A 14,131-nucleotide genomic window follows, 5' to 3' on the forward strand; every position below is an offset into this window, starting at 1 on the left:
CCCGCGCGTTTTCAAGAGTTCGGCGTCAGACGATGCGCGTCAAAACGACCATTGCGGGGTGTGTGGGGGCTTTGCTGGGCGTGCTGGTCGCTGTCTTCCACGGCCTTGTCGCTGCCCCGGCACAGGCGGCCGATACGGCCAGGCAGCCCGTTGCGATGCACCTCACGTTTGACCGCCCGCTCGACGCGAGCATGGCTCCCTTTGTGCTGGCGCAAAGTCACGGCATGTTCGCCAGCGAGGGCCTTGGCGTCACCACCGACGTCGCCCAAAGCTCGGCGGAGGCCATCGCCCGGGTCGCAAGCGGCGCCAGCGAGGTTGCGCTGGTCGACGTCAACGAACTGATCCGCTTTCATGACAAGCCCGACACGGCACCGGTGAAGGCGGTCTTCATGCTGTTCAACCGGGCCCCCTACGCCGTCGTCGCGCGGAAGAGCCGCGGCGTGCAACGGCTGGCCGATGTCGAGGGCAAGACCCTGGGCGCGGCCGAGAGCGACCTGTCGCTGCATTTGTGGCCGGCCGTGGCACGGCTGAACGGCATCAAGCCGGCCAGCGTCAAGCTCTACAGGATGAGCGCGGCCGTGCGCGAGCCGATCCTGTCGGCCGGCCAGGTCGACGCCGTCCTTGGGTTTTCCTATCTTTCGGCGGTCAATTTGCGGGATCGCGGCATTCCCGCAAGCGACCTCGCCGTGCTGCGCTTTTCCGACTATGGCGGCGAGAGCTACGGCTTTGCGCTGATCGTCAACCCGGCCTTCGCCGCCGGAAAGGCCGAAGCGGTGCGGGGTCTTGTCCGCGCGACGATCGCAGGCACGCACCTTGCGATCAAGGATCCGGCTGCCGCCGCCGACGAGGTCGCGGCCCTGATCGACGGCGGTTCGCGGGAGCTCGAGCTGGAACGGCTGCGTACCGTGCTCGCGGACGATATTTTGACCGACGAGGTCAGGCAGAAGGGCCTCGGCGGCATCGATCCGGCCCGCCTGGACCGTTCGATCGGCCAGATCGGCGAGGATTTCAAATTCCGCAAGCGGCCGACGCCAGCGGACATCTTCGACGACAGCTTTCTGCCGCCGGCCGACGGGCGCATGATCAATTGAGCTTGCGAAAGCTTCCGGCTTACAATGGATCAAGCCGGCCCGTCGGGCCGGTTTGTCATTGAGCGGAGCGACCACACCTCCCGATGTCCCTGTTTCGCCTCTATACCCGCGTCCTAAAACTGCTCGGCAAGGAAGCGCGGCTCGGGCTCATCCTCGCGATCGCCAATCTCCTCCTGGCAGCAACGCAATTCGCCGAGCCCGTGCTGTTCGGGCGCATCGTCGACGTCCTCACCGGCAAAGGCGGCGCCTCGGCCTGGCCGCTGCTCGCGGCCTGGGTCGGTTTCGGCCTGTTCACGATTGTCGCCAGTGCCGTGGTTGCGCTGCAGGCCGACCGTCTGGCGCACCGCCAGCGCCAGGCAGTCCTCTCTGGCTATTTCGAGCATATCCTGCAACTGCCGCTGACCTTCCATACCGGGACCCATTCGGGGCGGCTGATGAAGGTGATGCTGAACGGCACGGATGCATTGTGGCGGCTCTGGGTCGGCTTCTTTCGCGAGCATTTCGCCGCGATCATGTCGGTCGTCGTGCTGCTGCCGCTCTCGGTCACCATCAACTGGCGGCTTGCGATCCTGCTGTTCGCGCTCTGCGTCGTGTTCACCGTGCTGACGACGCTGGTCGTGCGCAAGACCTATGGCATGCAGAACGAGGTCGAGGCGTTCTACAGCGACCTGTCGGCGCGCGCCTCCGACGCGCTCGGCAATGTCGCGCTGGTGCAGAGCTTTGTGCGTGTCGACGCCGAGGTGCAGGGACTGAGCGGGGTCGCCGGCCAGCTGCTCGCGGTGCAGCTGCCAGTGCTGTCATGGTGGGCGCTGGTCAGCATCATCACCAAGGCCTCGACCACGATCACGATCCTCGCGATCTTCGCGGTCGGCATCGCGCTGCATAATGCCGGCGGCATTTCGGTCGGCGAGATCGTGATGTTCGTGTCGTTCGCCACCATTTTGATCCAGAAGCTCGAGCAGGTCGTCAGCTTCATCAACAGCCTGTTCATGGAGGCGCCGCGGCTTAACGAGTTCTTCACGGTGCTGGATGCGGTGCCCGCGGTGCATGACCGCCTCGACGCCATCGATGCCGGACGGCTCAAGGGCCTCGTCGAGTTTCGCGACGTCAGCTTCTCCTATGACGGCAAGCGGCCGGCGGTCGAAGATCTCACATTCACCGCGCTGCCGGGCGAGACCATCGCCCTGGTCGGGCCGACCGGCGCCGGCAAATCCACCGCGATCGCGCTGCTGCATCGGGCCTTCGATCCGCAATCCGGCGTCATCAGGATCGACGGCATGGATGTGCGCGGATTGAAGCTCGCCGCGCTCCGCCGCAACATCGGCGTGGTGTTCCAGGAGGCGCTGCTGTTCAATCGCTCGATTGCCGACAATCTTCGCGTCGGCAAGCCCGACGCATCGGCTGAGGAACTCGCGCAGGCGGCCTCGCGCGCGCAGGCGCTGGAGTTCATCACGCACGCGGAGCACGGTTTTGACACCAATGCCGGCGAGCGCGGCCGCATGCTGTCAGGCGGCGAGCGTCAGCGGCTGTCGATCGCGCGTGCGCTCCTGAAGGATCCGCCGATCCTGATTCTGGACGAGGCGACCAGCGCGCTCGATGCGGTGACCGAGACCAAGGTCAATGTGGCGCTCGACGAGGTGATGAGAGGACGGACCACTTTCGTGATCGCTCATCGGCTCTCGACCATCCGCAACGCCACCCGCATTCTGGTATTCGATGGCGGCCGCGTGATCGAGACGGGAACCTTTGATGAACTGGTCGCGAAAGGCGGCCGCTTTGCGGACATGGCGCGCGCCCAGTTCATGCTGCAGGATTCGGCCAGCACCGGCCTGCAAGCGCCCGACAGTGACGGTATCGCTGTCAAGGCTTGAATTTTGCTGGGAACTCCGTTGGTTTCGTCAATGAATTCATTGCGAGAACCACTGTTCTGCCGATCAAAGGCAGTATAGGTTTGCAACCGCTGCCATATGCGGCGCCGGCTAACACTTGAAACCCGACCATCCACTTTCCAAGACCTCCTTCTCGTTCAAGGCGGGTCTCAAAGTCACCGGAACTTGCTCGTGCACGCTGCTCATCCTTTCAGATTCAAACCGACTCTTGTTCGAACCGCACTCGCCGCGTTGCTGGCCATCGCGCTGCCAGGCGTCGTTCATGCCGAGGCGCTGCTGCTGATCGAGGCCGACAGCGGCAAGGTGCTCGAAGCGCAGAATGCGACGTATCCATGGTACCCGGCGTCCGTGACCAAGATGATGACGGCCTATGTGACGCTGAAGGCGGTCAAGGACGGCAAGATCACGCTCGACACGCTGTTCACGGTGTCGCCGAATGCGACCGCGCAGTCGCCCTCCAAAATGGGTTTTCGGCCGGGCACGCAGGTCACCGTCGACAATGCGCTGAAGATGATGCTGGTGAAGTCGGCGAACGACATGGCGGTGGTGCTCGCCGAGGGCGTCGGCGGCTCGATCGACGGTTTCTCCGCCATGATGAACGAGACCGCGCAAAAACTCGGCATGACGCAGACGAGCTATGTCAATCCGAACGGCCTGCCAGCCGACGGCCAGATCACCTCAGCGCGTGACCTTGCGATCCTCGCACGGGCGATCATCAAGGACCTGCCGGAATACGAATATTTCGTCCACATCCCTTCGATCCGCTTCGGTCGCCGGATCACCCAAAACTTCAACAAGCTGATCGGCCGCTACCCCGGCGCCGACGGCTTCAAGACCGGCTTTATCTGCGCCTCCGGCTACAACCTCGTCGCCTCGGCCACGCGCGACGGCAAGCGGCTGATCGCCGTCGTGCTGGGTGCGTCCTCGGGTCACATGCGCGCCGTGCGCGCCGCGCAGCTCCTGGACCGCGGCTTTTCGGCGACCTCGCTGTCCTGGCTGCAGCCCTCGCAGGGCACCGTCAATCAGCTCGTGCCGGTCGATGCTTCGCCGCCGAACCTGCGCGACGAGATGTGTGGCGGCAAGCGTCACCGCCCGGCCAGCGACGAGGATGAGGACACGGTCGCCTCGACCGCCAACGGCTCGCTGACCGGCGGGGTGGCGACCTTCTCCCTCTCCGGCCTGCAGGCGCCGACGCTGAAACCGTCGGAATTGCTGGCCGCCGCGCCCGCCCCGTCCGAGCCGGTCGTCGTCTATACCGGCCCGACCCGCACTGGAGCCGCGTTGATTGCGGCGGTCGCCGCCGATTCGGACAGAGACGCCCAGGCCATCCGACATCGCGGCAAGAAGTCGCGCCTCGCCGCCCGGAAGCCGGATGCCGCAACGGAGGCGAAGGCTGACGGCGCAAAGGCCGAGGCCAAGTCGGTCAAGCACGCCAGCGTCAAGCCCGACGCAGCAGTCGCCCCGAAGACCGGCGACAAGCCGGCCCGGCCGAAGACCGTGGTCAAGCCCAAGGCCGGTACCGGCACAAGCGATTCCAAGCCCGCACCGAAGAGCACCTCGGGCGAGCTCAAGCCCGCCGGCTAAAGCATGATGAAGTTTGCTCGAATCGGTTTGCCGGCCGGGCTTCACCTCTCCACGCTTGCGGGAAGAGGTCGCATCGCTTCAGCGATGCGGGTGAGGGGGACTCTCCGCAGGGGCGGTTTCTTGAGGCTCCGCTCACCCCAACCCTCTCCCCGCAGGCGGGGAGAGGGGGCCGCATCTTCCGTGCGGCTCTGATCGAGCCTCATTTCATCATGCCTTAGCGCGGCTCCTCATCGCGGGCCGCGTTAATCGCGATTGCACCGGTGGTTCCCGGCCGCTTGCCACAGGCCGCCGCAGGCTCGATACTGCCTCCCAACAAAGCCGTCCCGTCCGCTCGAGGTTGCCGCGCGGGGCGAATGAGAGGGGAGAGACATGGAGCGCATCTGGCTCAAGCAATATCCGCCCGGGGTGCCCGCCGATATCGACGCCAGCCAATATTCGTCGCTGGTCGCGCTGCTCGAGGAAAGCTTTGCGAAGTTCGCCGACCGCAGGGCGTTCATCTGCATGGACAAGTCGATCAGCTATCGCGATCTCGACGAGATGTCGCAGGCGCTCGCGGCCCATCTGCAGAGCAAGGGCCTGCAGAAGGGCGCGCGCGTCGCGCTGATGATGCCCAACGTGCTGCAATATCCGATCGCGACCGCGGCAGTGCTGCGCGCCGGCTTTGCGGTGGTCAACGTCAATCCGCTCTATACCCCGCGCGAGCTCGAACATCAGCTCAAGGACTCCGGCGCGGAAGCGATTATCGTGCTGGAGAACTTTGCCACCACGGTGGAGAAGGTTTTGGCGCATACCGCGGTCAAGCATGTGATCGTCGCCAGCATGGGCGACCTGCTCGGCTTCAAGGGGGTGATCGTCAATCTCGTGGTGCGGCGGGTGAAGAAGATGGTGCCCGCCTTTTCGCTGCCCGGTTCCGTCAGCTTCAACGATGCGCTCGCATCGGGACGCAGCATGACTTTCAAGAAGCCGGCGATCGGCCCCGACGACGTCGCCTTCCTGCAATATACCGGCGGCACGACCGGCGTCTCCAAGGGAGCAACCCTGCTCCACCGCAACATCGTGGCCAACGTGCTGCAGAACGACGCCTGGCTGCAGCCCGCGCTCGCCATGGAGCCGAAAGTCGAGCAGATCCTGGTCGTCTGCGCGCTGCCGCTTTATCACATCTTCGCGCTGACTGCGTGCTATCTGCTCGCGGTGCGCGCCGGCGGCTGCAATCTGTTGATCCCGAACCCGCGCGATATCGCCGGCTTCATCAAGGAGCTGATGAAATATCAGGTCAACAGCTTTCCGGCGGTCAACACGCTCTACAACGGCCTGATGCACCATCCGGACTTCAGGAAGGTCGACTTCTCAAAACTCAAGATCGCGAATGGCGGCGGCATGGCCGTGCAGCGACCGGTCGCCGAGCAGTGGCAGAAACTGACCGGTTGCGGCATCGCCGAGGGCTATGGCCTGTCGGAGACCTCGCCGACGTTGACCTGCAATCCGGCAACCGCGACCGCCTTCAACGGCTCGATCGGCATTCCCGTGCCCTCGACTTACATCTCGATCCGGGATGACGACGGCAACGAAGTGCCGATCGGCGAAGCCGGCGAGATCTGCGCCAAGGGACCGCAGGTGATGGCGGGCTACTGGAACCGGCCGGATGAGACCGCGCGCGTGATGACGGCGGACGGCTTCTTCCGCACCGGCGACATCGGCGTGATGGCGGCGGACGGCTTTGTCAGAATTGTCGACCGCAAGAAGGACATGATCCTTGTCTCCGGCTTCAACGTCTATCCCAACGAGATCGAGGAAGTGATCGCGGGCCATCCCGGCGTGCTGGAATGCGCCGTGATCGGCGTGCCGGACGAGAAGTCGGGCGAGGCGGTCAAGGCCTTCATCGTCAAGAAGGACCCGAACCTCGCAGCCGTGGACATCACAAAATACTGTCACGAGCAGCTGACCAACTACAAGGTGCCGCGACACATCGAATTTCGCACCGAGCTGCCGAAGACCAATGTCGGCAAGATCCTGCGTCGGCAGCTCCGTGACGAGAAGAAGCAGGCGGCGGCATGACGCAGAGCACCCTTGCCGTCATTCCGAGGCGACGCGCCAGCGTCGAACCCGGAATCTCGCGATTCCGGGTTCGCTCGTTTCGCTCGCGCCCCGGAATGACCGCTCTAAGCGATGGCATTTCCATTTCTCCGGGTCAGAAAATGCCTTAAGAAGACCCCGCCCTCACCCAAGGAGAATTTGACGATGACCATCCAAGTTGGCGACAAGCTGCCCGAAGCCAAATTCCGTGTCATGACCGCGGAGGGCCCGCAGGTCAAAACCACTGATGACATTTTCAAGGGCAAGAAGGTTGCGCTGTTCGCCGTGCCCGGCGCCTACACCGGCACTTGCCACAAGATGCACCTGCCGAGCATCTTCCTCAACGCCTATGCGATCAAGGACAAGGGTGTCGACACCATCGCGATCGTCTCGGTCAACGACGCCTTCGTCATGAACGCCTGGAAGCGCGACACCGATCAGCGCGACGAGGCCGTCTTCCTCGCCGACGGCAATGCCGACTTCACCAAGGCGATCGGCATGGAGCTCGACGCGTCCGGCAACGGCCTCGGCATCCGCTCAAAGCGCTATTCGATGCTGGTCGAGGACGGCACGGTGAAGAAGCTCAACCTCGAGCCCGCACCGGGCAAGGTCGAGGTGTCCGGCGGCGATACCCTGCTCGCGCAGCTGTGAGCTGATCGCCTGGAAACAATGCTGTCATCACCCGCGAAAGCGGGTGATCCAGTATTCCAGAGACGGCGGAGATTCATTGAGAAGCCGCAGTGTACTGGATCGTCCGGTCGAGCCGGGCGATGACGGCGGAATGCGCGGCGAGATCGCAGCGCGTCCGCACTAATCTAACGCACCCGCTGCTGCAGCCTCGCCATCGCGACGCCGGCGCGCGCGAGCTGGTCGGCGCGCTCGTTCTCGTCGTGGCCGGCATGGCCCTTGACCCAGTGCCAGTGCACCTGGTGCGGCTTCATTGCCGCGTCGAGGCGCTGCCAGAGCTCGACATTCTTGACCGGCTTCTTGTCGGCGGTGCGCCAGCCGTTCCGCTTCCAGCCAAAGATCCAGCCCGTGATGCCCTGCCGGACATATTGGCTGTCGGTGTAGAGATCGACCTGGCAGGGTTTTCTCAGCGCCTCCAGGGCCGAGATCGCCGCCATCAGCTCCATCTGGTTGTTGGTGGTGTGGGGCTGGCCGCCCTTCAATTCCTTCTCGACCTCGCCGAACCTGAGGATCGCGCCCCAGCCGCCCGGCCCCGGATTCCCCGAGCAGGCGCCGTCGGTGTAGATCGAGACCTTTGGAAGCTCGCTCACGCCACGCATCCCGCAGGTGTCACGCCGTAATCACTGAGATTCGCGACCGACTGCTGAAAGCGCAGCTTGCGGACATATTCCAGCGGGTCCTTCGGCTTCACCAGCGCGCCTGATGGCACGTTGAGAAAGTCGACCAGCCGGGTCAGCAGGAAGCGCATCGCCGCGCCGCGGGCCAGCAGCGGCAGCGAGTCCTGCTCCGCCTCCGACAATGGCCGGGTCCGACCATAAGCGTTGAGCAGCGCGCGGGCCTTGGTGACGTTGAAGGAATGATCCGCCTCGAAGCACCAGGCGTTCAAGCAGATCGCGACGTCGTAGGCCAGAATGTCGTTGCAGGAGAACGGGAAGTCGATCAGGCCCGACAGCCTGTCGCCGAGGAAGAACACGTTGTCCGGAAACAGATCGGCATGGATGACTCCGACCGGCAGGTCGGCCGGCCAGTGTGCCTCGAGATGATCGAGTTCGCGCGTGATGAAGCCGGAAAGACCCGCCTGCACGCTGTCGGCGCTGTCGGCCGCGCGCGCAAACAGCGGTCGCCAACCGGAGACGGAGAGCGGATTTTTGCGATGAAGCGGGAAATCGCCGCCCGCAAGGTGCATCTTGGCAAGCGCCTCGCCGACCGCCGCGCAGTGCGCGGCATTCGGCCGCCGCGGCCACATCCCTTCGAGGAAATTGATGACGGCGGCGGGGCGGCCCGCAAGTTGCGAATAGACCTCGCCCTTGCGGTTCGTCGCAGGCTGCGGACAATTCACGCCGCGCGCGGCAAGATGGGCCATCAGCGACAGGAAATACGGCAGGTCCTCCACCGCCACGCGCTTCTCATAGAGCGTCAGGATGTAGGCGCCCTTGCTGGTGTGCAGCAGGAAGTTGGAATTCTCGACGCCCTCGGCGATGCCCTTGTAAGACAAGAGTTCGCCGATGTCGTAATTTTTGAGGAATTCCGCGAGCTCTTCGGCGGCGACGTCGGTGTAGACCGCCATCTTGTTGCCCGACTATTCCGCGGCGGCTTCGGGACGCAGCGAGCGCGGCAGCGGGAAGAACTCGTTCTCCTCGGCGGCCGAGACCGTCTCTACATGCAACGTGTAGCGTTCGGCGAAAGCGTCCATGATCTCTTCGACGATCACCTCCGGCGCCGAGGCGCCCGCCGTGATGCCGAGGCTCGTGATGCCCTCGAACCGCTTCCAGTCGATGTCACCGGCGCGTTGCGCCAGCACCGCAATCGGGCAACCCTCGCGCTCGGCGACCTCACGCAGGCGCTGCGAGTTCGACGAGTTCGGCGCGCCCACAACGATCAGCGCGTCGACCACCGGCGCCACCTTCTTCACCGCGAGCTGGCGGTTCGTCGTGGCGTAGCAGATGTCTTCCTTGTGCGGCCCGGAGATGTTCGGGAAGCGGCCCTTCAGGATGGCGACGATGTCGGCGGTGTCGTCGATCGACAGCGTGGTCTGGGTCACGAAGGCGAGATTGTCGGGATTCTTCGGCGCAAACGTCTGCGCGTCGTCGGCGGTCTCGATCAGGGTGACCGCGCCGGCCGGCAACTGGCCCAGCGTTCCCACCACTTCGGGATGGTGCGAATGGCCGATCAACAGGATCTCGCGGCCGCGCTTGAAATGGATCGCCGCCTCGCGGTGCACCTTGGTGACCAGGGGACAGGTGGCGTCGAGTGAGAAGAAATTGCGCGAGCGCGCCTCGGCCGGCACCGCCTTCGGCACGCCATGGGCCGAAAACACCACGGGGGCATTGGTGTTGTCGGGAATCTCGGAAAGTTCCTCGACGAAAATCGCGCCCTTGGTCCTGAGGCTGTCCACCACGTAGCGGTTGTGAACGATCTCATGACGGACATAGACCGGTGCGCCATAGATCGACAGCGCGCGTTCGACGGTATCGATGGCCCGCACCACCCCGGCGCAAAAGCCGCGCGGCGAACAAAGCACGATTCTCAGGTCTGGTTTGGCCATGGAGCGATCTCAGGACCGAATCACCCCTCGCCGCCGGGCAGGGAACGGTCAGTTAATTAACGACTTGGGACTGCTTTCGGGCGGTGTCAAGACCGATTTCGCGGGCGCCCACTTGCCGAAGTCCGCGCTCCCTCGCCGCGAGACCTGTTCGCGGACTTCGGCAAGTCATGGGCACTCGCAAACCTATGATTCTAGTGCCGCTTTTCGATCTGACGTCCGTCAGTCGATGTCGCCGCACATGCCATCACGACTTCAGATCGGCGGCACGAGCCATTGCGCCGCAGGGCTCAGGAGGGCTATATAGGGGTTAATTCCCGTCATCGCTGATGACCAGACCGCTTGGCTACCGGAGGGGGTGGCAAAGCACAAAGGAGATTTGCCATGAGCAACGCACCGCTGATGCCGAAGGCGACTGCCGTGTGGCTCGTCGACAATACCGCTCTGACCTTCGATCAGGTCGCCGATTTCACCAAGATGCACCCGCTCGAGGTGCGCGCCATTGCCGACGGCGACGCGGCACAGGGCATCAAGGGCATGGACCCGATTTCCAACGGCCAGCTCACCCGCGAGGAGATCGAGAAGGGTGAGAGTGACCCGAACTATCGCCTGAGGTTGCAAGAAACCAAGGTGGTGCTGCCGCCGCAGGCCAAGCGCCGCGGCCCGCGCTACACCCCGGTGTCGCGCCGGCACGAGCGCCCGAGCGCCATTTTGTGGCTGGTCCGCAATCACCCCGAGCTCAAGGACGCCCAGATCATGCGGCTCGTCGGCACCACCAAGACCACGATTGCAAGCGTCCGCGACCGCACCCACTGGAATGCCTCGACGCTGACCCCGATGGACCCGGTCACGCTTGGCCTCTGCTCGCAGATCGAGCTCGATTTCGAGGTGCAGCGCGCGGCCAAGGAGAAGCCGGCCGAGACCGCCTATGGCGGCGCGACGCTGTTGCCGGCGTCCGAAACCACCCGCAAGGAACCGGAGCTGGAGCCTGTCTCCAGGTCGAGCGACGATCTCAACGTCGATGCCGTGTTCGCCAAGTTGAAGACGATCGGCGGCAAGAAGCCGGATCCAGATCAGGAGTAGACGCGGCCGGTCGCCCCAGACTTATACGCCGCGGTGCCCCGATCAGATTCCCTGACGGTCTTTACGGCAAATTAACCGGACCGGCGGTCATAATTGCCCCGATTCGGGCTGGAGGGGACCATGGCCGGACTTTTCTTTCTGCTGGCGCTTCTGTTGGGCGGTGCGGCCTTCTTATTCAGGCAGGCCGCCGCGGAGATTCCATTGGGTACGTCGTGGGCCGTCGAGGTCTGCTCGACGTCAAAGCTATTCTGTCACGACCCGCAATATCTGGCCTATGCCGGCGGCGCCCTTCTGGTCATCGCCGTCGGCTTCAAGCTCGGCAGCCTGGCCAACGGGTGAGAAGAACCAAGTCGTGATGCCGAGACGGTCCGAAGGACCGGACCCGGAATCTCGAGATTCTCAGGTGCGCAATTGCACACCAGGGTTCGTGCTTCGCACGTCCCGGAATGACCACAGGTTTGGTTAACCCAGGGCGATCTCGTCGCTGACCTCATGCACGAGGCTGATGCCGCCCACGGTCAGCACCATTTTGGCCGGCAACTTCTCGTGTCCCATCAGGCGACCGTCGGCGAGTGCGTCACGCACCGCCTTCTCGATCTCGCGCTGCGAGGTGACGCCAACCTGCTTGAGAAACTTGCGCAGGCTTGCGTTGAAGACGTCTTCGTTCATCGCGGCCTCCTGATGCCAGAACCATGATCTGGAAAGCGTGCCCCTGACCCGAGGAATGCCCAACAACGATCAAGGGCGCTGAAATGATCCGGTCGGCACGCCCTACATGCGATCCGGATGGTTCAACATGTATTCGCCGAGATCGCGCTGGCGACGATCGGCGCGCGCCTCGGCCTGGCTGCGCTGAACGTCGCGGTCCTTGCGACAGGACGTGTATTGCGGCGAGCCGGGCGCGACGGTGCCGCCCGCACGGCAGTAGGCGTCGTCGTCCTGCGCGAGCGCCTCCGGCATCGCCGACTGACCGCGCTCCAGACAGGCCGAGAGTAGCGGAGCGACGAACAGAAGCGCGAGCGAGGGGCGTGCCAGTCGACGTCGCATGTTTGGTCCTTGATCTCGTTCGTCATTGCCTAGGCGGCGACGAGGGCGCCCACGAGGGGCGCCCCTACAATCATCCGCGCTCGTAGGGGCGCCCCTTGTGGGCACCCCTGGTCGGAAACATGGCCGCCTTTTAGCGTCATTGCAGGCCGATGCGAAGCATCAAACCTGGGCGCTTGGCCGGGTTGGACGCTCCGAAACGATGTAGGCATGTCTACACCCTGCCCTTCAGTGCCTCACCGATCTCGTCCAGCGCCTTGGGATCCTCGATCGTCGCCGGCATGGTCCACGCATCGCCATCGGCGATCTTCTTGATGGTGCCGCGCAAGATCTTGCCCGAGCGCGTTTTGGGCAGCCGGCCGACGGTGATCGCGAGCTTGAACGCGGCCACCGGTCCGAGTTTTTCGCGCACCAGCGCCACGACCTCCTTCTCGATCTCTGTGGGGCTGCGCGTCACGCCGGCCTTCAGCACGATGAAGCCGCAGGGCACCTCGCCCTTGATCGCATCGTTGATGCCGAGCACCGCGCATTCGGCGACGTCCGGATGCGCGGCGAGGATCTCCTCCATGCTACCGGTCGAGAGGCGATGGCCCGCGACATTGATGATGTCGTCGGTGCGGCCCATCACGAAGACATAGCCGTCCTCGTCGATATAGCCGGCATCCGAGGTCTTGTAGCAGCCGGGGAACTCGCTGAGATAGGACTCCCGGCAGCGCTCGTCCTGCTGCCACAGGGTCGGCAGGCAGCCCGGCGGCAGCGGCAGGCGGATCACGATCGAGCCCATGATGTCGGCGGCAACGGGCCTGGCCGCTTCGTCGACCACCTCGACCTTGTAGCCCGGCATCGGCACCGTGGGCGAGCCGTGCTTGACCGGCAGCAGGCCGAGCCCGACCGGATTGCCGGCGATGCACCAGCCGGTTTCGGTCTGCCACCAATGGTCGATCACCGGCACCTTGAGCTGCGCTTCCGCCCATTCCACCGTCGGCGGATCGGCCCGCTCGCCGGCGAGAAACAGCGTGCGAAAGGTCGACAGATCATGTTGGCGGATGAATTTTCCGTCCGGGTCTTCCTTGCGGATAGCGCGGAACGCGGTCGGCGCCGTGAACAGCGCGACCGCCTTGTGCTCAGAGATCACGCGCCAGAACGCGCCGGCATCGGGCGTGCCCACCGGCTTGCCCTCATACATGACCGAGGTCGCGCCATGAATCAGCGGGCCATAGATGATGTAGCTGTGGCCGACCACCCAGCCGATGTCGGAGCCGCACCACCAGACCTCGCCCGGATTGACGCCGTAGAGATTGTGCATCGACCATTTCAGCGCGACCAAATGCCCGCCATTGTCGCGCACCACGCCCTTTGGTTTCCCGGTCGTGCCTGAGGTGTAGAGGATGTAGAGCGGGTCGGTCGCGAGTACGCCAACGCAAGGCGCCAGCTTGCCGGCGTCGCGCGCCGCGCGGCGGAGCGTAGCCCAGTCGTGATCGCGTCCGGTGACGAGATCGCAGGCCTGCTGCGGCCGCTGCAGGATGATGCAGGCGTCCGGCTTGGCGGTGGCGAGCGCGATCGCTTCGTCGAGCAGCGGCTTGTAGTGCACGTTGCGGCCGGGCTCCAGCCCGCAGCTCGCTGAGAAGATCAGCTTTGGCCGCGCGTCGTCGATCCGCGTTGCCAGCTCCTTCGCCGCAAAGCCGCCGAACACGACTGAATGCACCGCACCGATGCGCGCGCAGGCCAGCATCGCCACGACCGCCTCTGACACCATCGGCATATAAAGGATGACGCGGTCTCCCTTGACGACGCCGAAATCCTGCATGACCGCGGCAAGTGTCTGCACCTCCCGTAGCAGTTCGGCGTAGGTGAACTTCGTGACCGTGTTGGTCAGCGGCGAATCGTGGATCAGCGCAAGCTGGCCGGCGCGGCCGCCGGCGACGTGACGGTCGAGTGCGTTGTAGCAGGTGTTGACGACCGCGCCGGCAAACCAGCGGCCATACAGGCCCATCGCCGGATCGAACACTTTTTGCGCCGGCTCGATCCAGTCGATCTCGCGCGCCGCCTCGCCCCAAAACCCCTCGGGATCCCGGAGCGAGCGGGCATGAACCTCGTGATACCGGCTGCTGTCCTGGACGTTCATGGGCGCACTCCCG

At 64.4% G+C, this 14,131-nt stretch carries 13 protein-coding genes; 7 read left to right on the top strand and 6 right to left on the bottom strand.

Annotation, left to right across the window (positions count from 1 at the left end; genetic code table 11):
• Nucleotides 1-32: 32 nt before the first annotated feature.
• The 5 genes from JOZ76_RS22040 to JOZ76_RS22060 all read left to right on the top strand — a co-directional run bounded on the left by JOZ76_RS22040 (nt 33) and on the right by JOZ76_RS22060 (nt 7,288).
• Nucleotides 33-1,091 (top strand): ABC transporter substrate-binding protein, encoded by a 1,059-nt coding sequence (locus tag JOZ76_RS22040; protein WP_291701825.1) that lies wholly within the window; start codon nt 33-35, stop codon nt 1,089-1,091.
• 83 nt (nt 1,092-1,174) lie between these two features.
• Complete coding sequence (locus JOZ76_RS22045) at nt 1,175-2,962, top strand: glucan ABC transporter ATP-binding protein/ permease (RefSeq protein WP_291701827.1); 1,788 nt, start codon at nt 1,175-1,177, stop codon at nt 2,960-2,962.
• A 189-nt stretch (nt 2,963-3,151) separates the two neighbouring features.
• On the top strand, nt 3,152-4,564 hold the full coding sequence (locus JOZ76_RS22050; RefSeq protein WP_441300073.1) for a D-alanyl-D-alanine carboxypeptidase family protein: 1,413 nt from the start codon (nt 3,152-3,154) through the stop codon (nt 4,562-4,564).
• 369 nt (nt 4,565-4,933) lie between these two features.
• On the top strand, nt 4,934-6,619 hold the full coding sequence (locus JOZ76_RS22055) for a long-chain fatty acid--CoA ligase (protein WP_291701831.1): 1,686 nt from the start codon (nt 4,934-4,936) through the stop codon (nt 6,617-6,619).
• A gap of 183 nt (nt 6,620-6,802) precedes the next feature.
• Nucleotides 6,803-7,288: a peroxiredoxin gene (locus JOZ76_RS22060; RefSeq protein ID WP_291701834.1), complete on the top strand. Its 486-nt coding sequence runs from the start codon at nt 6,803-6,805 to the stop codon at nt 7,286-7,288.
• Nucleotides 7,289-7,452: 164 nt separating this feature from the next.
• Here the strand turns inward: JOZ76_RS22060 and rnhA are convergent, their stop codons facing one another.
• From rnhA to ispH, 3 genes are read right to left on the bottom strand one after another with little or no spacing between them, the layout of a single operon-like run.
• Complete coding sequence (gene rnhA, locus JOZ76_RS22065; RefSeq protein WP_291701836.1) at nt 7,453-7,923, bottom strand: ribonuclease HI; 471 nt, start codon at nt 7,921-7,923, stop codon at nt 7,453-7,455.
• On the bottom strand, nt 7,911-8,891 hold the full coding sequence (locus JOZ76_RS22070; RefSeq protein ID WP_291701837.1) for a homoserine kinase: 981 nt from the start codon (nt 8,889-8,891) through the stop codon (nt 7,911-7,913). The genes rnhA and JOZ76_RS22070 overlap by 13 nt, the downstream gene beginning before the upstream one ends.
• A 12-nt stretch (nt 8,892-8,903) precedes the next feature.
• Nucleotides 8,904-9,869, bottom strand: a complete 966-nt coding sequence (gene ispH, locus JOZ76_RS22075; protein WP_291701839.1) for a 4-hydroxy-3-methylbut-2-enyl diphosphate reductase — start codon at nt 9,867-9,869, stop codon at nt 8,904-8,906.
• Between the two features lie 381 nt (nt 9,870-10,250).
• Here ispH and JOZ76_RS22080 point away from each other — a divergent pair, with 381 nt between their 5' ends.
• A complete protein-coding gene (locus tag JOZ76_RS22080; RefSeq protein WP_291701841.1) occupies nt 10,251-10,949 on the top strand; it encodes a DUF1013 domain-containing protein in 699 nt (232 codons plus the stop codon).
• 120 nt (nt 10,950-11,069) lie between these two features.
• Entirely contained in the window at nt 11,070-11,288 is a 219-nt protein-coding gene (locus tag JOZ76_RS22085) for a hypothetical protein (protein WP_291701843.1), read from the top strand.
• A 123-nt stretch (nt 11,289-11,411) separates the two neighbouring features.
• On the opposite strand, the gene JOZ76_RS22090 is transcribed toward JOZ76_RS22085, so the two are convergent.
• From JOZ76_RS22090 to JOZ76_RS22100, 3 genes are all read right to left on the bottom strand, one after another.
• Nucleotides 11,412-11,618, bottom strand: a complete 207-nt coding sequence (locus JOZ76_RS22090; protein WP_291701845.1) for a DUF6494 family protein — start codon at nt 11,616-11,618, stop codon at nt 11,412-11,414.
• Between the two features lie 102 nt (nt 11,619-11,720).
• Nucleotides 11,721-11,996 (bottom strand): hypothetical protein, encoded by a 276-nt coding sequence (locus JOZ76_RS22095; RefSeq protein ID WP_291701847.1) that lies wholly within the window; start codon nt 11,994-11,996, stop codon nt 11,721-11,723.
• 211 nt (nt 11,997-12,207) lie between these two features.
• Nucleotides 12,208-14,118, bottom strand: coding sequence for a propionyl-CoA synthetase (locus JOZ76_RS22100; protein ID WP_291701851.1), 1,911 nt, complete (start codon nt 14,116-14,118; stop codon nt 12,208-12,210).
• Nucleotides 14,119-14,131: the final 13 nt, after the last annotated feature.

Source organism: Bradyrhizobium sp. (assembly GCF_019244115.1).
Classification (GTDB): domain Bacteria; phylum Pseudomonadota; class Alphaproteobacteria; order Rhizobiales; family Xanthobacteraceae; genus Bradyrhizobium.